We start from the raw sequence: 21331 nt of genomic DNA on the forward strand, positions 1-21331 counted from the left end.
CAGCCCGACGCCTGGGGGCCGGGCACGGGGCGTCGGCCACCCACTCCTCGGGCCGCCCGCCACCGGGACCGGTCAGTGCGTGCGGACGGGTTGTCGATCTATCGTGGAGGGGCGTGGCCCCGCGTGTACGGGAGGAGCCCATCCGATGGATGCACACCCGGCGGACGCCGACCGGTTCACCGTCTCCGCCAGGCCCTGGGCCCGCGGGGTGCTGCTCGGGCTGCAGGGCGAGCTCGACCACGACAGCGCGGGCCCGCTGCGCGAGGCACTGGAGGCGGTCCTGCGGGAGTCCCCGGAACGGCTGGTGGTGGACTGCTCGGGCCTCGACTTCTGCGACTCGACCGGCCTCAACCTGCTGCTGCGGGCCCGGCTGACCTCCGAGGCGGCCGGTGGCCTGATCGTCCTCGTCGGGCCGCCGCCGGTGGTCGCCCGGATGCTGGAGGTCACCGGAGCACAGGACATCTTCCGGGTGTACGCCACGGTCGAGGAGGCAACTGCGGAACCGGGCGGCACCTGATGGGTGGCAGTCGGGAGTCGGCGGAGCCGCAGAGCCGCAGGCTGGTGCTGGCCGGGTCCCGGGGCGCCGTCCGCCGCTGCCGCGAGTTCACCCGCGAGACCCTGCGCGACTGGGGCTGGCTGCCGGCCGTCGGAGCCGAGCAGCGATCGGCGGCCGAGGACGTGCTGCTGATGACCAGCGAACTGGTGACCAACGCCTGCCTGCACGCGGGTGGTCCGAACGAACTGGTACTGCGCCGGAGCGGCCCGGTGCTGCGCATCGAGGTGTCGGACGACAACCCGTGCCCGCCGGTGCTCCAGATCACCCGGCCGCCCTCCCAGCCGGGCGGCCACGGGCTCAGGGTGGTCGACCGGCTGGCGCGGGCCTGGGGCAGTGAGCCGAACGGGGCGGGGAAGCGGGTCTGGCTGGAGGTCCGCTCCCCGCAGCCGCAGTGACCCGCCGTGCTGGTGCCTCGCGGTGCTGACGTCCCGCCGTGCCGGTGACCCGCGGTGTCGGTTGCCGTTGGAGCCGGTGGTCCGTGCTGAGCTGCCGGGATTCGGTCCGGACTCCGCAGGAGGTCGAAGGGTCGGCCGATCCGGCCGGTCGATGGCGGGTGTGCCGGACCCGGCCCCGGGTAGGCGTCCGGTATGACCGGAATGGACGAAACCGGCCCGAACGACCAGGAACCGGACCCGGAGTTGCCCGAGCTGTGCGACGAGTGCGGCACGGTGCTGGACGACGGGGAGGAGCTCTACGCACTCGTCCCGGACTCCTCCGCGCTGCACGCCTTCGACCCCGACTTCGACGGTAAGCGGGTGCTCACCGCCTGCAGTCTGGACCACCTGGCCGAACTGGTGGAGCAGTACCGCCGACGTCCCTACGTCGCCGAGGAGCAGTGGGCCGGCAAGGTGTGCCGGGCACTGGAGCACAGTGGCGAGGCGCTGACGCTGGAGGCGCTCGCACTGGCCAGCGGCCTCTCCAAGGACCAGGTCGGCCGCGCGGTGAAGTGGCAGAACGAGAGCGCCCGGCTCTGGTACGAGCGGTACGGCGACAGCGCCGGCAGCGCGGGCGGCGGCGAGCCGTAGGCGTCCTGCCGCGTCGGCACCGCCCGCACCGGCCGCTTGCCCCCCGCACCGGCCGTCGGCACCGGCGGGCGTCGGTACGCCGTGCCGGGAACAGTGGGAGAGTGGATCGGGCAGGCGTCGGTGCACGGCTCGACCCCGGTCCGGTGCGGTCGCCAGCAGGGATACCGAGTTCAGCCGAGGTCCGAGGATGCGAGAGCTCCCCCCACCACCCGCCGAGCGCGGGCCGCAGAGCGGTGCGCCGCACAGCGCGCAGACCCTGTCCGACAGCGGACTGCGGCAGCTGCTGGCCGGGCTGACCGCCGTCCGGGACGGTGACTTCGGCATCCGGCTGCCGCCGGGCCCGGGACTGCTGGGCGAGATCGCCACCGTCTTCAACGACATGGCCGACCAGCTCTCCCGGGTGAACTCCGAGGTGACCCGGGTGGCGCGCGAGGTCGGTACCGAGGGCAGGCTCGGCGGTCAGGCCGAGGTGCCGCAGGCGGTGGGCACCTGGCGGGACCTGACCGACTCGGTCAACTTCATGGCCGGCAACCTGACTGCGCAGGTCCGCTCGATCGCCCAGGTCGCGACGGCGGTGGCCAAGGGGGATCTGACGCAGAAGATCGACGTGGACGCGCGGGGCGAGGTCCTCGCCCTGAAGAGCACCATCAACACGATGGTGGACCAGCTCTCGGCGTTCGCCGGTGAGGTGACCCGGGTCGCGCGGGCGGTCGGCACCGAGGGTGACCTCGGCGGGCAGGCCACCGTCCAGGGCGTCTCGGGCACCTGGAAGGACCTCACGGACAACGTCAACGTCATGGCGTCCAACCTGACCGGCCAGGTCCGCTCGATCTCCCAGGTGGCGACGGCGGTCGCCAAGGGCGACCTCTCACAGCGGATCACCGTGGAGGCCAAGGGCGAGGTCGCGGCACTGGCCGGGGCGATCAACACCATGGTCGACACCCTGTCGGCGTTCGCGGACGAAGTGACCCGGGTGGCCCGCGAGGTCGGCACCGAGGGCATCCTCGGCGGCCAGGCGCGGGTCCCCAACGTGGCCGGGACCTGGAAGGACCTGACCGACAACGTCAACTTCATGGCCCACAACCTCACCAGCCAGGTCCGCAACATCGCCCAGGTCACCACCGCCGTCGCCCAGGGCGATTTGACCCGCAAGATCGACGTCGACGCGCGGGGCGAGATCCTCGCCCTGAAGACCACCATCAACACCATGGTCGACCAGCTCTCCGCCTTCGCCGCCGAGGTCACCAGGGTCGCCCGCGAGGTCGGCAGCGAAGGGCGGCTGGGCGGCCAGGCCGAGGTCGAGGGCGTCTCGGGCACCTGGAAGCGCCTCACCGAGAACGTCAACGGACTCGCCGGGAACCTCACCCGGCAGGTCCGGGCCATCGCGGAGGTCACCAGCGCGGTCGCCGAGGGCGACCTGACCCGCTCCATCACCGTCGACGCCTCCGGCGAGGTCGCCGACCTCAAGGACAACATCAACGCCATGGTCGGATCGCTGCGCGACACCACCAGGGCCAACCAGGAGCAGGACTGGCTCAAGACCAACCTGGCCCGCCTCACCGGCCTGATCCAGGGCCACCGCGAACTCGCGGTGGTGGCAGAGCTGATCATGGACGAGCTCACGCCGCTGCTCTCGGCCCAGTACGGCGCCTTCTACCTCGCCGAGGAGGGCGCCGAGCACACCGAACTCGTCCTGATCAGCTCCTACGGCCGCCAGGACGGCGCCGGTCCGACCCGGATCCGGCTCGGCAGTTCACTGGTCGGCCAGGCCGCCCGCAGCCGCCGTACCATCGCGGTCACCGACCTCCCGCCCGGCTACGCCACCATCTCCTCCAGCCTCGGCCGGGCCGCCCCGCGCGAGCTGGTCGTGCTGCCGATCGTGGTCGAGGATCAGCTGCTCGGCGTGGTCGAGGTGGCCGCACTGCACCCCTTCAGCCAGTTGCACCGCGACTTCCTGGAGCGCTTCGCCGAGGCGGTCGGCGCCAACCTGAGCACGCTGCTGGCCAACGCCCGCACCGACGAGCTGCTGGGGGAGTCCCAGCGGCTGACCGCCGAACTCCAGTCCCGTTCCGAGGAGTTGCAGGCCGGGCAGGAGGAGCTGCGCCGCTCCAACGCCGAACTGGAGGACAAGGCCGACCTGCTGGCCGCGCAGAACCGGGACATCGAGGCGAAGAACCTGGAGATCGAGCAGGCCCGCCGTGAACTGGAGGCACGTGCCCAGCAGTTGACCCGGACCTCGATGTACAAGTCCGAGTTCCTCGCCAACATGAGCCACGAACTGCGCACCCCGCTCAACAGTCTGCTCATCCTCGCCCAGCTGCTCTCCCAGAACCCGGTCGGCAACCTGACGCCCAAGCAGGTCGAGTACGCCGAGGTGATCCGGTCGGCCGGCTCCGACCTGCTGCAGCTGATCAACGACATCCTCGACCTGTCCAAGGTGGAGGCGGGGAAGATGGACGTCAGCGTCGAGACCTTCCCGCTGCGCGAGCTGCTGGAGTACGTCGAGTCGACCTTCCGCCCGCTCGCGGGGCAGAAGAACCTGGACTTCGAGGTGGTCACCGGGCCCGGGGTTCCCGAGGAACTGGTCACCGACCAGGCCCGGTTGCTCCAGGTGCTGCGCAACCTGCTCTCCAACGCGATCAAGTTCACCGACCGGGGCCGGGTGGAGCTGCGGATCGAGCCGAGCAGTCCGGGCGAACTCCCCGAGGAGCTCCGCCACTCGGCGGGCACGCTCGCCTTCCGGGTCACGGACACCGGCATCGGCATCGCCGACCAGCACCTGGAGTCCATCTTCGGGGCCTTCCAGCAGGCGGACGGCACCACCAGTCGCAGGTACGGCGGAACCGGGCTCGGCCTGTCCATCAGCCGGGAGCTCGCCCATCTGCTCGGCGGCACCATCACCGTCGTCAGCACTCCGGGCGGGGGCAGCCGCTTCACCCTGCACCTGCCCGTCGGCACCCGCCCGAAGGACGGGCCGGAGACCGACGGGCAGCGGCCCGGGCCGCCCGGACTCCTGGTCGTCGAGGCCGACTCGCCCGGCCTGCTGACCCTGCTCGCGGAGAGCACCACGGCGGGCCGGGAACCGGCGATCACGGTCCGCAGTGCCGACGGGGTGGCCGAGACCCTCGCGGCGCTGGCGGCCGAACCCTGCCGCTGCCTAGTCCTCGACCTCGCGCTCCCCGACGACGGGGCACGGCGGCTGCTGGCCGCTCTGGCGGAGGGCGGCCACACCGTTCCGGTGCTCGGTTACCCGGGCGGGCCGGGGGAGCAGCTCCGGCCCTTCCAGGCCGAGCACCTCGACGTGGTCGTCGGCCTCGACGACCTGCGCGAGCGGATCGTCCGCGCGATCGGCAGCGCGAGCTCCGCCCGGCCCGGCCGGCCCCGGCCCGGTCGGGCGGCCGAGCCCGGTCGGCCGGTGCCACTCGACCAGGGCGACGACCCGCTGTCCGGCCGGACCGTACTGGTGGTCGACGACGACGTCCGGACCGTCTACGCCATCACCGGGATCCTGGAACTGCACGGTGTCCGGGTGCTGCACGCCGAGAACGGGCGGGCCGGGCTGGAACTGCTGCGCGACCACCCCGACATCGGCCTGGTCCTGATGGACATCATGATGCCCGAGCTCGACGGCTACGCGGCGACCGCGGCGATCCGGGACACCGCGGAGTTCGCGACGATCCCGATCATCGCGGTGACCGCCAAGGCGATGCCGGGCGACCGGGCCAAGAGCCTCGCCGCCGGTGCCAACGACCACGTCACCAAACCGGTGGACGCGGAGTACCTGGTCAGCCGGATCCGGCGCTGGCTGGAGCGGTGATGAGCACGGTGACAGCCATGGTGACGGGCACGGCAGCAGCGGTGGTGACGACCACGGTGACGACCACGGTGATGGGCACGGTGGCGACCACGGAGATGACCAGGGAGGGGGCCGCATGACCGTGACCGGTTCGATGACGGCCGCGCAGCCGGACGGGCCGGAGCCGGGCGCCCGGGAACTGGCCGCCGCGGTGCGCAGGCTCCAGGCCGAGCTGGCCGGCCTGCGCTCCGCGCTGGCCGCCCGGCCGCTCGTCGAGGTCGCCACCGGCATCCTGGCGGAGCGCCTCGGCTGTCCGCCCGCCGACGCCGCCGAGCAACTCGCCGTACTCGCGGGGCAGGCGCACGTCCGGGTACCCGAGCTCGCCGCCGAGATCCTGGGCGAGCACGCGGACACCGGTGCACCGACCGGGGCCGGACCGTCCGGCGACGATTCCGCACCGCCGGCCACCGGTCTGGCCGCTGCCGGTCCAACCGCCGCCGGGCCGACTGCCGCCGGGCCGCCCGCGGCTGCGCCGACCGTCGACGGCCGGGCCGTCGCCGCCCCTGCGGCAGCCGGTACCGATCCGCAGGCCGCCGCCGGGGCGGTGCTCGAACACGTCGGCAGCCTGCTCGGCGTCACCGGCGTCGTGGTCTGGGCGGTCGAGCCGGGTGGTGGGCTCGGCCTGGCCGGGGCCGCGGGCTTCCTGGAGGCTGCGGTCAGAGGCTGGCGGCACATCCCGCCCGGAGTGGCCTGCCCGGCCCAGGAGGCTGTCCGTACTGGTCGGGAACTCATGCCGGACGCCCTCGCCGTAGGCGGCGCACCCACCCTCGGGCAGGCGGCGGCCCCCTACCGCGCCGTGCTGCCGATCCGCCGGCACGGCCGCCTGCTCGGTGCCCTGGAACTCGCCTGGCCCAGCAGCCCGTCCGAGCCGACCGAAGCAGTACGCCGCCAGCTGCGGGCGCTCGCCGATGTCTGCGCGCTGACGCTGCCGACGCCGTCCGCGCTGTCCGCTCCGCCCGCGCCGACTGCGCCGCCCGTACTGTCCGTTCGGCCCGGCCGGCAGGTGGCAGGGACGACGCCCGGCAGTGTGCCCGAGGCCGACCTCGGCACCGGGCTCGGCACCGTCCCGGACGCCGTTCTCGACGCCGTTCTCGACCCGGCTCTGCTGCTCGCTCCGGTTCCAGGGCCGGACGAGCAGCCTGCCGACTTCCGGATCCTGCGCGTCAACAGCCGTTTCGTCGACCCGGCCGGCCGGCCCGCCCACACCCTGGAGGGCGCCTCACTGGTCGAGACCTACCCGCTCGCCTGTGCCGAAGGGCTGCTGGAACGGCTGCACCGGGTGCACGCCACCGGTGAGCCGATCCGTGGCGCGGAACTGCGCCTGAGCTTCCGGGGCGGCGAACTGCCTTTGCCGGCCCGGCCGGAGATCGCCGTGGTCCGCCTCGACGGCCACCTGCTGCTCAGCTGGCGGTTCGCGGAGGAGGACGCCAGGCAGACCGCCCTGGTCCGCAACGCCCAACGGCTGGCCCGCCTCGGCGGTTTCGAGGAAGACCTGGTCAGCGGCGCCATCTGGTGGAACTCCGGGCTGTACGAACTGCACGGGCTGCCGCCGCACGCCACCCCGGTCCCGTTCGCCGCCCTGCCCGCCCACGTCCACCCCCAGGACGAGCAGACCGTCCGACGGCTGGTGCGCAGCGTTCTGGAACAGCACCGGGAGTCCTCCGCGGTCTTCCGCCTCGTCCGGCCCGGCGGACCGACCCGCTACACCCGGGTGGTCGCCGAACCTGTCACCGGCACCGGCACCGGCGCTGACTCCGACTCGGACTCCGGTGGACGGCTGATCGCGGTCCGCGGGGTCTACCAGGACGTCTCGACCCAGCACTGGACCGAGATCGCCCTCGCGGCCACCCGCGAACGGCTCGCCGACAGCGAACAGCAGGCCGCCGAGCGCCACCGCCTGGCACTGCGCCTCCAGCAGGCCATCCTGCCGTCCGAACCGCCGCCGCTGGACGCCGCCGGACTGCGCGCCGCCGTCCGCTACCGCCCCGCCGCCCAGGAGGAGCGGGTCGGTGGGGACTGGTACGACGTGGCGCTGCTGCCCGACGGCGCCGTCCTGCTGGCGGTCGGCGACATGGCCGGACACGGCGTGGAGGCCGCCACCGGCATGGTCGCGCTGCGCAACGCCCTCCGCGGCCTGGCGGTCACCGGGGCGGGCCCGGCCCGGCTGCTGGGCTGGCTCAACTCCGCAGCCGCCGGACTCACCGACCCGAACACCGCCACCGCCGTCTGCGCCCGCTACGAGCCCGCCCGTCGGGAGTTGTGCTGGGCCAGGGCCGGGCACCTGCCGCCGATCCTGGTCCGGGAAGGCCGGGGGCGGCTGCTGCCGATGCCGAACGGGATCCTGCTGGGCGCCGGACCCGAGGCCCAGTACGAGGAGTTCACCCTGCGCCTCGACCCCGGCGACATCCTGCTGCTCTGCACCGACGGACTGGTCGAACGCCGGGACCGCCCGGTCGAGGACTCGCTGCGCGACCTGGTGGACGGCTTCAACTGGCCCGGCGGCGACCTGGACGACCTGTTGGACCGCCTACTGGCCCGGAGCACCGCCGAAACCGACGACGACACCTGCCTGATCGCCGTCGAGGTGGCGCCGGAGTGCCGCACCGAGTGAGGCTCTGTCAGATCCGGTGGGGGTGGTCGCGGTGGCTCGGTCGACGGCGCTGCTCCTGGCCGCCGTGCTGCCGGAGTTGACGCCATGTCGGTCGGCCGAGGTCACCGGCCGGCCGGCTTCGGAGAGCGGGAGACCGTCAGCCCCGGATGGCGAACTGGCCGAGATAGCGCAGAGAGGTGCCGTACGGGTTGGTGACGATGTTGGGAGCGAAGACACAGATCGCAGCGTCGGCCGGCTCTGCTGACTCGACCTGTGGCAGCCACTGGTCGGCGTACGAGGCCTCCCGAAGGAGTACTGCAGGGGGAACCGGGGCGAGGTGGCCGATGTCCTGGGCGTGGATGACTTCGACGCACATCGGGTTGAACTCGGCGATTCCCGCCTCCCCCATGAAAGCGGATGGCTCTGCGTCCCCGTTCTCGGACCACCTCTGGTCGATGTAGTCGCGGACGGCCTCCTCCGAGGAGAACCGGCCGCGCGAGAGGAAAACGTGCACCACGCCGACTTCAGTCACCGGACGATTGTCGCCCACGGCCGAACCGGCGGGCGACCCGCCATGACGCTGCCGCTCGCACACCGGCTCCGCCGTCAACGAGTCGCCGAGGCCGCTTCTGGAACAGACCCCGTCATTCCGACCGTGGATCGTGCCCTCGGGGCCACTGGTTCCCGGGACGCCTCGTCTGGCAGTGTTGGCGGATGGCCGAGCGCGAGGATTCCAACCCTGACGACTGGTCGGCGCATGCGCTCCAGTCGTTCCTGACCGCTGTGTGGAGCATGGTCGTCGACGAGGACAGCTACACCGACGGCTACCCGTCGTGGATCGATTCCAGAGGCAGCCGGCGGGGCGGCGTTCCCGCCGACGGGGGGACGGACGCGTTGCAGCGGGTCCTGGCGTGCGGCGTGGACCCGGACGATCTGACCGATGTCGTGCGGGAGATGCAACACGACCTCCTCTACGGAGTCTGCCAGCTGATCGACGATCCAGGACTGTTGGGCATCGGGCTGGACGAGGACTGGTCCGAGCCGACGGACTTCCGCTGGGAGCTCGTGGCGGTCCGCACCGAGGAGCCGGCAGGACGGTCCCCGATCCACGGGCTGCACTCCTCGCTCGATGAGCTCGACCCCAGTGGCCGCGACGGTGCGACACGTGGCAGACCCGTTCCTGCTCGGCTGCCGGGCCACCCGCTGCATGCCAGGCTGGCCGTCGCCCACGCACGTGCGGGCGACCGAATCCAGGCGATCAACACCTGGCGGAAGGCAACCGGTGCGCCCGTGACGGAGGCAAAGGCAGCCATCGACCTCCTGCTCGACCAGGTGCGGCAAGATCCAGGAAGCGCGTCCTGATGCTCCGCCGGGCGGCGGGGATCCTGCCTGCGGGCGCCGGAGGACGGATGCGTACGGCGTGATCACCGGTTGTGTGGGCAGCCCGAGATCAGGACCAGCCTGCCGATCAACGTATCCACCCGTGCCGGAGCCAACCCCCACGGCCTGCAGCCGGATCCGCTCCCGTGCGGCCCTCCCGGCGCCGGTCGACCCGCCGCCCTGCGCGTGCCCCACATCCCAGGACCACCGGGCCCCGGCCGCTGCTGTTCGTCGAACGACCAGGGCGCCACCCGGCCAGGTCAGTTCCCTTCGGCCAGCTCCCACAGATGCACGGACGTTCCGTCCTCGGAGATCGTGTACCAGGTGCCGCCCCCCGCTCCGCGGGCAGGCCCCGAGACGGGAACGGGGTAGGAGATCTCGCCACGCAGGGTCATCCCGTGCACGTCGACCAGCCAGTGACGGGCCGTGCCGTATTCGGCGTCGCACTCGGACGTCCCGGCAACCAGGGTGTCCTCGTCGACGAAGGCCGCGTCAAAGTCCCAGTAGGTCCTGGACTCGCCAGTGCTCCCCGGGTGTGCCGGCACGGTGTCCTGGGCGTCCAGTTCCCGCAGGACCGAACCGTTCCCCACCTCGTGGAGGGAGAGCGACCACTGCCCGATGTCAACGGTCAGGAGGCGCCGGCCGGACGGGCTCACCGCCAGGAGGACCTGCTCGATCCCGATCTGCTCGGTGGTCAGCTGCTGCCCGTCCCAGCGGCCCCACAGCGCAGGCGACCCTTCCTCGCCCTCGCCCACACTCAGCCCCATCTGCGCAGGGTCCGGGTGTGGAGTGTGCTCGGATTCGGAGGCCACGGTCATGGTGTCCACACGTCCCAGGACCCTTCCGTCCCCGGCGTCCAGGACCACCCACAGTTCCTGGTAGTCCTCCGTGTCCCCGTCGCCGCCCAACGGAGCGCGGACGTGGGCCCACACGAGCCCGCCGTCCGCACTGACCGCGACTGAGCCGCTGTCAGCGTAGCGGTGGTCCTGGTCGTGCGCGTATTCGTCGAACGAGGGGTGCAGGAGGGTGCAGCCGCCGTACCAGCAGCCGTGCTGCACTTCCCAGCGCGTCGTACCGGTCGCCTTCACCGAACGCACCGCGTGCACGCCGGCGAACACCGCGGCGTCCCGCTCCGGTGACACCGTCACCGATCCGAAGTGGCGCGGCCAGGGCGCCGGGAAGCGGACCTCCGACGTTCGACCCGTACCCGGCACGTCCAGGTCGAGGGCCACCACCTCGGTGTCACCACGCTGCACGAGGATCCTGCGGTCGGGCCAGTGCAGTACCCGCGGAGCCTCTGCTGCCGCCGGCTCCAGCGGAGCGGCGATGGTGGTGACGAGACGAGCGGTGATGGTCACGGTTTCTTCCAGCCACAGACGACGGACGGTGCGACCCCAACCCTATGGGGGGAACGCAGACGTCGCCGGGCGGACCCGGCACCGCGACACGACGACCCCGACGCTCGCCGGCTCGCCGCCCGCGTTCCACTGAGCTGGCTCCGGCCGGCGACATTGCCAATGGGACGAGGACCAGGTGTGGACCGGTGCGCGGGTGGCGACGCTGATCGGCCGGAAGTTCCACGTGTCCTCATGGGGGGCGAAGCCGGCGGATCGCTGTACGTCTCCCGGTCCGACGAGACCTTGCTGTAGACCGCGGCCGCCGACTTCACCTCGGCGGTGATCAGCTGTCGCCCGGTGACCATAACCACCCCCCCGGAGCCTTTGAGTACTTGGTCGAGATCTGGCCCCAGGCGTCAGCCGACCGCCGCCCGCCGCCTCAAGTGATCCATGTGCCGGTCGGTCTTACACGATCTTCCAGACACGCTCATCGAGGCTGCATGTGCGTGGATTGCCTCTCGGCATCGCGGATGGCGCGGGCGGCGTTGATCAGGCCGATGTGGCTGAAGGCCTGCGGGAAGTTACCGAGGGCCTCCCCTGTGGCGGAGTCGGTTTCCTCGGCCAGCAGCCCGACGTTGTTGGCATGCGCGAGGGCGGTCTGGAAGACGTGCCGTGCGCGGGTGGTGTCGCCGGTGAGGGCGAGGGCATGGGCAAGCCAGAAGGTACACAGCAGGAAGGCGCCTTCGTCTTCCGGCAGCTCGTCGCTGAGGTAGCGGCGGACCAGGCCGCCGCGGTCGGTCAGGTGGGTGGCGATGGCCAGCACGGTGGACTGGACGCGGGGGTCGTCAGGCGGCAGGAAGCCGACGATGGGCAGCATCAGCGTCGAGGCGTCGAGTTCCTCAGTGCCGAATGCCTGGGTGAAGGCGCCCAGGCGGGGACTCCAGCCGCGCTCTTCGATGGCTTCGCGGATCCGGTCGCGCTCGTGCCGCCAGTAGGGTGCGCGGGCTTCGGCCTGGAGCGTGGGTGCCATGGCGATGGCACGGTCCAAGGCGACCCAGCACATCAGTTTCGAGTGCAGGAAGTGTCTGCTGGGCCCGCGTCGCTCCCAGATGCCCTGATCCGGTTGGGACCACCGCTGGGCGGCTGTCTCCGCCGCCTGGACCAGGAGTGTGCGGGTGACTGGGTCCAGACGCTCGCCGGGCGGGAGGGTCTCGTGAGCGGCGTCGAGGAGTTCGCCGTAGACGTCGAGTTGACGTTGGCGCCACGCGTCGTTGCCGCTCCGAACGGGGCTGCTGTCGCGCCAGCCGGTCAGGTGGGGCAGGAGCCGCTCGCTCAGATCGCGTTCCCCGCCGATGCCGTACATGATCTGCAGGTCGACGCCGCGGTCGAGCTGGTTCACCGCGGCTCGGGCGAGGAAGTCGAAGAACTTCTCCTTCTCCTTGTGGCAGGCGGCCGTGGCCAGCGCCTGAAGGGTGAAGCTCGCGTCGCGGACCCAGGTGTACCGGTAGTCCCAGTTGCGTGTTCCGCCCACTCGCTCGGGCAGGGAGGTGGTGGCCGCCGCGACGATGGCGCCGGTCGGCGCGAACGTCAGGGCGCGCAGCACCCGTCCGCTGTGGCCCACCTCGTCCTGCCAGGGGCCGACATACGCGCGATGGAGCCGCGACCACGAGCGCCAGCCGTTGACGGTGTCGCCGAGGCGGCGTCGGATACGCCCGGCACGCCAGCGCATCGGCTCGCGCTCCCAGGCCGGCACGACGTTCAGGGCGAATCCCAGGCGGTGCCCTGCCCGCAGCGGGATCCGGCCGTGTGCCGTGGAGCCGCTGACCCGCAAGTCTACGGGGCTCGACAGGAGCAGGATGTGGGCGCCCCCGTGCGCGGCGAGTCCGCCCCGCAGGGGTGAGAGGAGCGGGTGGACCAGTCCGAACTCCGGGCGCGGCGCGTAGGCGATCTCGATGGTCACCTGTCCTTCGGTGCAGGTGATCTGGCGCAGGAGCACTCCCGGGGAGGTGCTGCCGAGTGCGTGGCCGCGTTCGCGCCGTCCCAGGGCGAGGGCGTCGCGCAGCACCGCCGTGCCGTCGGCCGTGCGGAAGGTCGTCTCCAGGACGAGAGTGTCTTCGAGGTAGCGGCGGCTGGTGTCGGCAGGTTCGGTGGGGCGGATGGACCAGTGGCCTGCGCTCTCGTCGAGGAGGCGGGCGAAGATCGCCGGGCTGTCGAATCGGGGAAGGCACAGCCAGTCCACTGAGCCGTCGGAGGTGACCAGGGCGGCCGAACGGCAGTCGGAGAGCAGGGCGTGGTCACTGATCGGTCGTGCGCTCATTCGTCGCATCCCGTCCATCTCGGGCCGGGCGAGGCGGTCCGGTGAGGACGACGTGAGGATCGGTCGCCCGCGCCGCAGGTTGCTTCAGATGCCTGAGGAGCATTGATCCCGAAGCCTCCGTTCACAGCGGATTCACCCAACGTCATACCTCGGCTGTAGGAGGAGCCAAGAGCTGCCGTCCGTGCCCCCGATGGCCGCATGCACGCCGTGGCCAGCCTCGCGGTTCACGAGCTCGGGAACAGGGGACCGCCCGCCATCAGGCCGCCGTCGGCCAGGAGGATGTGCCCGGTGACATAGCTCGCCCCGTCCGACCCCAGGAACTGGACGGCCTGGGCGATCTCCTCCGGGGTGCCCGCACGGTGCATGGGCAGCACCGAATCGACCGCTTCACGCGCCGTGTCGTCGCCGGTGAACCGCTCGTACATGGCGGTCCGGGTGTAGCCGGGCGCGACCGCGTTGACCCGGATACCGTGAGCGGCGCCTTCGAGCGCGGCCGCCTTGGTGATGCCTACGACGGCGTGCTTGCTTCCGACGTACAACGTCGCCCCGGGGTAACCCATCAGGCCGAAGCAGGAGCTGACGTTGACGATGCTGCCGCCGCCCTGTTCCCTCATGACCCGGAACTCGTGCTTCAGGCACAGCAGCGTTCCCTTGACGTTGGTGTCGAAGACGGCCTGGTAGCGTTCGTCGGTCACCTCGCTGACGGGGCTGGGCGTTCCCTCGGTGCCGGCGTTGTTGAAGGCGACGTCGAGCCGTCCGAACCGCGCGACCGCGCGGTCGACGAGCTCCTCCACCTCGGCGTCGAAGCGGACGTCGGCACGCACGAACTCGGCCTGGGCGCCGAGGTCGGCCAGTTCCCTGGCAAACTGCTCACCCACGTCCTCGTGGCGGCCGGAGACCACAAGGTTCGCGCCCTGACGGGCGTAAGCCAAGGCGGTGGCACGACCGATACCGGTGAGTGCGCCCGTGATGAGGACGACGGGATCAGACACGTCGACCATCCCTTTCTGTGATCGTGCAAGTGCACGACAGGTGCGCGGTTGGAACCCGCACGACACTGGGTTCCTCTTCGGGCAGGGGCGTATCCCCCAGTACCCCTGCGAAAAAGGTGTCCCAGCCGGACGACCGGCCGCATCGGACCCGACTGCCGCATCCATCGAACGGCGGCACGTGATGGCCCTTATGGCCCGCGGCCTGGACAGACAACCCGAAGGCAGCCCCATACAGGATGCCCTGCAGACAGCACCGATCGTCCACCGGACGCGGCCCCGGCGACCGCTCCGGTCAGGCCGGCAGCAGCGGCTCATTCCGGGCCCACAGCTCGTCGTCCACGATCCACGGCTTGTTGCTCACACCCTCACGGACGGACGAATCGTCACATCCGTCACGCCCCACCAGCAACAACCAGCAAGATCCTGTTACGAGTTCTAGGGGAGTATCTCGAGCAGTCGATTGCCAAGGACACCGCTTCGTCGGCATCGGGACTGAAAGGACACGCGGAAGGCTGCGTCGGTAGTGCGTGCTGGCGCGCGGCGACGCGATTGGTGCCGTGCCTACGAGAGGCTTTTGAGCATGATCGTGGCCAGGGGGCCAGAGGACGCCGGATTCTGCCCGGTGTACAGGTTGCGGTCAACCATCGTGTATGACTCCCACATCGGGCCGCGCGAGTAGTCTGTGGGAAGGTTCCTGACCTCGTCCTCCATGAGCCACTTGGCCTTGTCGGCGAAGCCGACGCCCGCCTCCTCGTCGTTCGTGAAGCCGGTGACGCGGTAGTTGGCAAACGGTGTGTCACCCTTTTCGTCCCGGGTGGCGAGCAGTGCCGCCGGGGCGTGGCAGACGAGGCCGAGTGGTTTGCCGGACGCGAGGGCTCTCCTCAGCAGCAGCCCGGAATCGGCATCGCACCAGAGGTCCTCCATGGGGCCGTGGCCTCCTGGGTAGTAGACCGCGTCGTAGTCATGGAGGTCCACGTCCTTGATCGGGATGGCGTGGCGAAGCTGCTCGGCCTCTTCGATGATGCCTTCCTGTTCGACGGATGCATCTTCTCCCCCTGTGAAGCGGGGGCGCAGGCTCATGGTGTCGCAGACGGGTACGACACCGCCTGGGGTGGCGATGGTGACCTCGTGGCCGGCCCCGGTGAACACTCTGTACGGACTTGCGAACTCCTCAGCCCAGTACCCGGTGGGGTGGCGGTGACCGTCCTTGAGCGTCCAGTAGCTTGCTCCGGTCATCACGAAAAGGATCTTGGCCATGAGAGCACGCCTTTGAAGGTCGGAGGAATCTGATGCCAGCGAGAGCGGTTCAGGTCGCGATCGGGAGGGAATCGGCCGCGGAGTTGGTCAAGAGCAGGTGGGATCAGTGATGAGGTGGCGGCAGGGATGGTCTTCCAGCAGGGGCACGGGGCGTCGAGAACTCCGTGATCCTGGAAGTCTGTGCTTGTCTCATGTGCGGGCTGACTCACCCACCGCAGACCGTGACTGATCGCACGATCTGTCACTTTGCCGGAGCCCTGTCCCGCCCACAGCGACCGCGGTGATGAAACAACGAGGTCAAAGCCTCCAGAGACCTCGGAACAGTTCAGCCTCCACCCGGGGCACGCTGGAATCAGGCACCGGAAGGGCCCTGGCCAACCATGGAGAGCGGATCGACAATGGAGTCGAATGTTTTCTCGTCGACGTGACCGCTTGCCAGAGCGGCCTCTTTCAGCGTCTGGTCATTGGCCAGCGCGGACTCGGCGATGTGTGCGGCGTTCTGGTAGCCGATGACAGGGCTTAGCGCCGTGACCAACATCAGGCTCTCGTTCACGTACTGCGCGATTTTTTCCTTGTTGAGCTTCGTGTCATTGACGGAGAACGTCCGGAACTTCTGCATCCCGTCGGCGAGGATGCGCGCGGAGTGGAGGAAGTTTTTAATGATCACCGGGCGCATCGCGTTCAGCTCGAAGTTGCCCTGACTGCCGGCGAAGGCCACCGTGGAGTCGTTGCCGAGTACCTGAATCGCGATCATCACGATGGCTTCGCACTGGGTCGGATTGACCTTGCCGGGCATGATCGAGGAGCCGGGCTCGTTCTGGGGAAGCAGCAGTTCGGCGAGCCCGGTGCGCGGACCCGAGGCCAGCCATCGCATGTCGTTGGCGATCTTCATCAAGGCCACGGCAAGTCCGCGCAGTGCCCCGTGCGCCCGTACCATCGGGTCCAGCGACCCCTGTGCCATGAACTTGTTCTCGGCCGTGACAAACGGTTTGCCGGTTAGCTTGGCAATCTGCGCTGCTACGTCACGACTGAATCCCTTGGGCGCGTTCAGTCCCGTGCCGACGGCCGTTCCGCCTAGGGCCAGTTCGAGCAGGCCATGGCGACAGTGCTCGATCTCCGCGATGCAGGCGCGCAATTGCGCGGCATAACCGGACCACTCCTGCCCGACCGTAAGCGGTACTGCATCCTCGAGGTGCGTACGGCCGATCTTGACGACCTCGGCCCACTCCTCGACCTTTGCCTCGATGGAAGCGGCAAGATCGCGGGCCTGGGGAAGGAGATGGTCGTCGACCTCCTGCACGGAGGCAATGTGCATGGCGGTCGGAAAACTGTCGTTGCTGGACTGCCCCATGTTGACGTCATCGTTCGGGGCAACCGGCTGTTGGGTCCCGAGCGTGCCGCCGAGCAGATACGACGCACGGTTGGAGATGACCTCGTTGACGTTCATGTTGCTCTGGGTGCCGGACCCCGTCTGCCACACGAAGAGGGGAAAGTGCTCGTCAAGCTCTCCCGTGATGGTCTCCTCCGCGGCCCGCACGATGGCCAGCTTCTTCCACTCGGGCAACCGCCCGGCGCTGGCGTTGACAAGTGCTGCCGCTTTCTTCACGTAGCCGTAGGCGTGGTAGACCTCCTTCGGCATTCGGTCATCGCCGATGGAGAAGTGGATGAGCGACCGCTGCGTCTGTGCCCCCCAGTACCGGTCCGCCGGCACCTCGACCGTGCCCATGCTGTCGAATTCCTGTCGCTTTCCGCTGGCCTGGATCCTGATCGGCAGGTCTTTCATCGCGGGAGTTGACTGGTTGTCGCTCATCGCCGGTCCTCCGGATCGCTCGCGGGGTAGACCGGCTCCCACATCGCGTCCTGGACGGCCTGAGTGAGGTTGGCGGGGGACCTCGTTGCGACACCGTCCTTCGCTGCGGCGCGGGCGACGGCGAGCGCGACCGTCGCGGACGAGGCCCTGAGGTTTGAGACCGGCGGCAGGAGTGATGCCCCAGGCCGTGACACATCGACCTGGCTTGCCACCGCTTCGGCGGCAGCGAGCAGCATGTTGTCCGTCACGTGGCGGGCACCGGACACGATCGTGCCGAGGCCGAGTCCGGGGTAGAGGAGGGCGTTGTTGGCCTGCCCGATCTCGTAGGAGACGCCGTTGTACTCCACCGGTTCGACGGGGATGCCGACTGCGATCAGAGCCCTGCCCTCGGACCAGGGCAACGCGTCCGACGGCATGACCTCGATGCGACTCGTCGGGTTGGACAGCGGCAGGAGGATGGGGCGCTCGACGCTGGCGGCCAGCGCCCTCACGACCTCCTCGGTGAACGCGTTGTGAGCGGTAGAAGTACCGATAAGGATGGTTGGCTTTGCGTGCTTGACGGTGGTGAGCAGATCGATCTCACCGTCGGACCACTCGCTGACCTCGGACTTCGGCCGTGCATACACCTGCTGATAGTCAGGCAGGTCCTGCATGTCGTCGGTCACCAAGCCGTCGATGTCCACGAGCCAGATGTTGCTCTTCGCCTGTTCGGGCGATGCGCCGTCACGCAGCATGGCTGCGTGGATTTGGTCGGCCATACCGGTCCCAGCGGTTCCTGCGCCGAAGACCACCAGGCGCTGCTCGCACCAGCGTCCGCCGGTCACCTTCAGAGCCGAGAAGACCGATGCCATGACGATCGCGCCGGTGCCCTGCATGTCGTCGTTGAAGATCCGATACTTGTCGGCGTTTTCCACCAGGATCCTCCGGGCGTTCGACGGCCCGAAGTCTTCGAAGTGCAGGAGCGCGTTCGGGAACAACTCGGACGCTGTCTTGAGGTAGAGAGCGATGAAGTCGTCGTACCGCTTTCCGGTCACCCGTGCGTGCCGGTTTCCCAGATAGGAGGGGCTGTTGAGCAACTGCTCGTTATCTGTCCCCACGTCAAGGTTGACGGCGATGACCCGGTTCGGGTGGATGCCAGCCGCGGCGGTGTAGACGGCAAGCTTGCCGATGGAGATGTCGGTCCCGTTGACGCCCCAGTCCCCGATACCCAAAATCTCCTGGGCGTCAGATACGACGACCAGATCGACGTCGTCCGCACCAAGGCCGAGCGACTCGAACGAAGCTCTCACGTCCTCGGGACGGTCGATCGACAGGTACACCGCGCGCGAGTCGCGGTAGTCGACGGACCACTTCTCGATCGCTTCGCCGACGGTGGGGTCGTAGACCACGGGCAGCAACTCGTGCAGGTGGTCGGCGAGCAACTTGAAGTACAGCACCTGATTGCGGTCGTGGACCTCATTAAGGTAGATGTACCTGTGCAGGTCGGAAGGCTGCTGCTGGAGCTGTGTATAGGCCCGGTCGGCCTGCTCGTCGAGACTCTCGACAGCTGCTGGCAGTCGCCCGGTGATCCCAAGCCTCGCCCGCTCCTCCAGGGTGTACGCGGTGCCGCGATTGCGATAGCGATCCTGCAGCACGGTCGGCTTGACAGACATTGATGTCCTTTCGGCGTTTCGTGAGTGTCGTGCGCTCGTGGCAGTGCATGGCTCGGAGTGTGACCGCCCGGTCCACCGTTGGTCTTCACGAAATGACTGCTGTTGCTTTCCACAACCCGGCCGTCCTCGGGCACGAGCACTCCTGCAGCAGGGGAGGACGGGCGGTGCGCGACCGCCGGTGCAACTCAGGAACCTCTTCTGCCCGCGGTCACCTGCGGAGCGGGGGTCACTCGGCGACAGGAGTCTCCGGTTTCATCTCGTAGGAATGCCGGATGGCCGGGTGTCGGGTCCCAAGGCCGTCCGTGATCTTGCGCTCCCACGGAACCTCCTGAAGATGCTTGGTCTCTTCAAGCATCGACTTGGGCTCCAAATTGCGGTAACTGTCCACTTCGCCGGCAGCGACGGCCGTCAACGTCGCATGGACCGCTTCAGGGTCGAACTGCGCGCGGGGGAAGGAGAGCTTGGAGTAGTCAAAGAGCCGCTGGGACGGGTCATCTTCCCAGCTCTCCCAGGTCTGGAACATGCGGTCGTTGAACCCGGTCAAGAAGGGCCCAGGGTTGACCGTGGCGACTTCGATGTTGTGCTCCTGCAGCTCGTAGGCCATAGTCTCGGCGATCGCCTCGACTGCGTGCTTGGAGGCGGAGTAGATGCCGGTGAACGGGTTGACGTTCAGGCCCTCCCTCGAAGAAACCCAGACGATGCGGCCTGCCCCGCGCTTGACCATCTGCTTGGCGATCCCCTGAGTGAGGACCAGGGGCCCGGTGACGTTGACCTCGAACTGGTGCCGAATGTTCGACTCGGGAATGTCAACTGTGGAGCCGCCTTCGCCGACTCCGGCGTTGTTTACGAGGATTTCCACACCCCAGTTGAGAGCCTTGCGACGGTCACCGTCGTTCGTGACGTCGAGCTTCTCGACCTGAAGCTTGACTCCGCGCTCAGCCGCCTGCCACTTCAGTGTTTGCACCTGGGCGTAGATCTCCACCCCCGCAATCACGTCGAAGCCCTTCTCTGCCAGGCGCATAGCGGCTTCGAACCCGAAGCCGGTGCCCGCTCCCGTGACAAGGACCTTCCTGAGTTCCGCATTCGCCATGCCGAGTGCATCCTTTCATGGTGTTGGTCCCGCAGTCGTCGACGCTTTGACCGTTCACTGAGAGTCGACTGAGGCACGCCGACACGCTGGCTGTCGTGCGCGAGGACGCTCCCTTTCGGGGTAGTAGGCGAAGAATTCTGGCCGGGAGCGTTGCACGATTATGATCGACGCATTCCACCGGGGACGGCAATCCAAGTAGCCCAATCGGGTATTGGCCGCGCGGGAGGGAGCAATGCTCAAGAGCTAAGAGCAGCGCGCACAGTGATTGATGACTTCCACTCAGAACTTGGACAGGCTAGGAAAAGTGACGGATCGTCCGATTAGCGCCACTGTCTGCGGCGGGTTGGTCGACCCAGACGTAAGGCAGGCATGGTCTTCCAAGATCGTGGACTTTTCTTCGCCCCGTGAGCCCGCTGGAAGACCGTTCCGATCATGATCCGGACGCGACCTGAAGTTATGCCTAGCGCTGTGACCGCATAGAACTCGTAACAGGATCTTGCTGGTCGTTGCTGGTAGGGCGTGACGGATGTGACGATTCGTCCGTTCGTGAGGGTGTGAGCAACAAGCCGTGGATCGTGGACGACGAGCTGTGGGCCCGGAATGAGCCGCTGCTGCCGGCCTGGCCGGAGCGGTCGCCGGGGCCGCGTCCGGTGGACGATCGGTGCTGTCTGCAGGGCATCCTGTTCGTCCTGTACACCGGGACCACCTGGCAGCAGCTGCCCATGGAGCTGGGCTTCGGCTCGGGGCAGACCTGCTGGCGCCGTCCGGGTCGATGGCAGGAAGCCGGGGCGTTCGAGGCCCTGCACCGCACACTCCTGGCCGAGTTGAACGCGGCCGGGCAGATCGACTGGACGCGCGCCTGTGTGGACGCCTCACACGTGCGCGCGAAAACGGGGACGAGGCCACCGGCCCGTCGCCGGTCGACCACCGCAGGACCGGCAGCAAACACCACCTGATCAGCGGCGGCATCCCGTTCCACGTGATCACCACCGCGGCCAACGTCAACGACGTCACCCAGACCCTCGCCCTGGTCGACAGCGTCCCACCGCTCGCCGGCCGGATCGGCCACCCCCGCAAGCGCCCCGACGCCCTGCTCGGCGACAAGGGCTACGACAGCAACCCCAACCGCCGTGAGCCGCGCAGACGAGGCATCCTGCCGGTCATCTCCCGCAACCGGGGGAACGCGACATCATCGACCTCGGCGAGCTCCGCTACGCCGTCGGGCGGACCTTCGCCCAACTCCACCAGTTCGAGCGTCTCGCCGTCCGCTGGGAACGGCGTCTCGACCTCCACAACGCCTTCGTCTCACTCGCCCACGGACTCATCTGCCGGCGACGACTCAACACCCAGTCACAGCGATCGTGTTACGAGTTCTAAGAACTCGTAACACGATCTTGCTGATCGTTGCTGGTGGGGCGTGACCGATGTGACGATTCGTCCGTTCGTGATGGCGTGAGCAACAAACCGTG

The 21331-nt window shown here is 69.1% G+C and carries 14 protein-coding genes and 1 pseudogene; 7 read left to right on the forward strand and 8 right to left on the reverse strand.

The features are described from left to right. Positions 1-145 precede the first annotated feature (145 nt). The 5 genes from ACFC1R_RS32135 to ACFC1R_RS32155 all read left to right on the forward strand — a co-directional run bounded on the left by ACFC1R_RS32135 (position 146) and on the right by ACFC1R_RS32155 (position 8048). The gene (locus ACFC1R_RS32135) at positions 146-517 is read left to right on the forward strand and encodes an STAS domain-containing protein (protein WP_375944681.1); all 372 of its coding nucleotides are present in this window, start codon (positions 146-148) and stop codon (positions 515-517) included. Next, positions 517-951 (forward strand): ATP-binding protein, encoded by a 435-nt coding sequence (locus tag ACFC1R_RS32140; RefSeq protein WP_375944683.1) that lies wholly within the window; start codon positions 517-519, stop codon positions 949-951. The genes ACFC1R_RS32135 and ACFC1R_RS32140 overlap by 1 nt, the downstream gene beginning before the upstream one ends. A gap of 192 nt (positions 952-1143) precedes the next feature. Continuing rightward, entirely contained in the window at positions 1144-1581 is a 438-nt protein-coding gene (locus ACFC1R_RS32145) for a hypothetical protein (protein WP_375944684.1), read from the forward strand. Between the two features lie 187 nt (positions 1582-1768). Further along, the gene (locus ACFC1R_RS32150) at positions 1769-5398 is read left to right on the forward strand and encodes a HAMP domain-containing protein (protein WP_375944686.1); all 3630 of its coding nucleotides are present in this window, start codon (positions 1769-1771) and stop codon (positions 5396-5398) included. A gap of 115 nt (positions 5399-5513) precedes the next feature. Then, positions 5514-8048 carry a SpoIIE family protein phosphatase gene (locus tag ACFC1R_RS32155; protein ID WP_375944688.1) on the forward strand — a complete coding sequence of 845 codons (2535 nt, stop codon included), beginning with the start codon at positions 5514-5516 and terminating at the stop codon, positions 8046-8048. Between the two features lie 136 nt (positions 8049-8184). Here ACFC1R_RS32155 and ACFC1R_RS32160 read toward each other — a convergent pair whose 3' ends face one another. Then, positions 8185-8559 (reverse strand): immunity 22 family protein, encoded by a 375-nt coding sequence (locus ACFC1R_RS32160; RefSeq protein WP_375944690.1) that lies wholly within the window; start codon positions 8557-8559, stop codon positions 8185-8187. Between the two features lie 182 nt (positions 8560-8741). Between ACFC1R_RS32160 and ACFC1R_RS32165 the strand changes: the two genes are divergently transcribed. Further along, positions 8742-9389, forward strand: coding sequence for a hypothetical protein (locus tag ACFC1R_RS32165; RefSeq protein ID WP_375944692.1), 648 nt, complete (start codon positions 8742-8744; stop codon positions 9387-9389). Positions 9390-9667: 278 nt separating this feature from the next. Here ACFC1R_RS32165 and ACFC1R_RS32170 read toward each other — a convergent pair whose 3' ends face one another. From ACFC1R_RS32170 to ACFC1R_RS32200, 7 genes are all read right to left on the reverse strand, one after another. Next, complete coding sequence (locus ACFC1R_RS32170) at positions 9668-10765, reverse strand: hypothetical protein (RefSeq protein WP_375944694.1); 1098 nt, start codon at positions 10763-10765, stop codon at positions 9668-9670. Between the two features lie 466 nt (positions 10766-11231). Further along, entirely contained in the window at positions 11232-13061 is a 1830-nt protein-coding gene (locus ACFC1R_RS32175) for a glycoside hydrolase family 15 protein (protein ID WP_375944696.1), read from the reverse strand. A gap of 224 nt (positions 13062-13285) precedes the next feature. Continuing rightward, on the reverse strand, positions 13286-14053 hold the full coding sequence (locus ACFC1R_RS32180) for an SDR family NAD(P)-dependent oxidoreductase (protein WP_375944698.1): 768 nt from the start codon (positions 14051-14053) through the stop codon (positions 13286-13288). Positions 14054-14614: 561 nt separating this feature from the next. Next, a complete protein-coding gene (locus tag ACFC1R_RS32185) occupies positions 14615-15310 on the reverse strand; it encodes a type 1 glutamine amidotransferase domain-containing protein (protein WP_375944700.1) in 696 nt (231 codons plus the stop codon). A 352-nt stretch (positions 15311-15662) separates the two neighbouring features. Continuing rightward, a complete protein-coding gene (gene fumC, locus ACFC1R_RS32190) occupies positions 15663-17120 on the reverse strand; it encodes a class II fumarate hydratase (protein ID WP_375944702.1) in 1458 nt (485 codons plus the stop codon). Further along, positions 17117-19012 (reverse strand): NAD-dependent malic enzyme, encoded by a 1896-nt coding sequence (locus ACFC1R_RS32195; RefSeq protein ID WP_375944710.1) that lies wholly within the window; start codon positions 19010-19012, stop codon positions 17117-17119. The genes fumC and ACFC1R_RS32195 overlap by 4 nt, the downstream gene beginning before the upstream one ends. After that, positions 18999-19862 (reverse strand): SDR family oxidoreductase, encoded by an 864-nt coding sequence (locus tag ACFC1R_RS32200; protein ID WP_375944704.1) that lies wholly within the window; start codon positions 19860-19862, stop codon positions 18999-19001. Before ACFC1R_RS32200 ends, ACFC1R_RS32195 begins: the two co-directional genes overlap by 14 nt. Before the next feature lie 572 nt (positions 19863-20434). Between ACFC1R_RS32200 and ACFC1R_RS32205 the strand changes: the two are divergent. Next, positions 20435-21239 (forward strand): annotated as a pseudogene (locus ACFC1R_RS32205) (IS5 family transposase). Positions 21240-21331 lie beyond the last annotated feature (92 nt).

The organism is Kitasatospora sp. NPDC056138 (assembly GCF_042264695.1).
GTDB lineage: Bacteria > Actinomycetota > Actinomycetes > Streptomycetales > Streptomycetaceae > Kitasatospora.

Bases quoted from the DNA above. Each gene is read 5' to 3' on its own strand.
- ACFC1R_RS32150 (WP_375944686.1), top strand. From the start codon at position 1,769: ATGCGAGAGCTCCCCCCACCACCCGCCGAGCGCGGGCCGCAGAGCGGT.
- ACFC1R_RS32145 (WP_375944684.1), top strand. From the start codon at position 1,144: ATGACCGGAATGGACGAAACCGGCCCGAACGACCAGGAACCGGACCCG.
- ACFC1R_RS32140 (WP_375944683.1), top strand. From the start codon at position 517: ATGGGTGGCAGTCGGGAGTCGGCGGAGCCGCAGAGCCGCAGGCTGGTG.
- fumC (WP_375944702.1), bottom strand. From the start codon at position 17,120: ATGAGCGACAACCAGTCAACTCCCGCGATGAAAGACCTGCCGATCAGG.
- ACFC1R_RS32165 (WP_375944692.1), top strand. From the start codon at position 8,742: ATGGCCGAGCGCGAGGATTCCAACCCTGACGACTGGTCGGCGCATGCG.
- ACFC1R_RS32155 (WP_375944688.1), top strand. From the start codon at position 5,514: ATGACCGTGACCGGTTCGATGACGGCCGCGCAGCCGGACGGGCCGGAG.
- ACFC1R_RS32175 (WP_375944696.1), bottom strand. From the start codon at position 13,061: ATGAGCGCACGACCGATCAGTGACCACGCCCTGCTCTCCGACTGCCGT.
- ACFC1R_RS32200 (WP_375944704.1), bottom strand. From the start codon at position 19,862: ATGGCGAATGCGGAACTCAGGAAGGTCCTTGTCACGGGAGCGGGCACC.
- ACFC1R_RS32135 (WP_375944681.1), top strand. From the start codon at position 146: ATGGATGCACACCCGGCGGACGCCGACCGGTTCACCGTCTCCGCCAGG.
- ACFC1R_RS32185 (WP_375944700.1), bottom strand. From the start codon at position 15,310: ATGGCCAAGATCCTTTTCGTGATGACCGGAGCAAGCTACTGGACGCTC.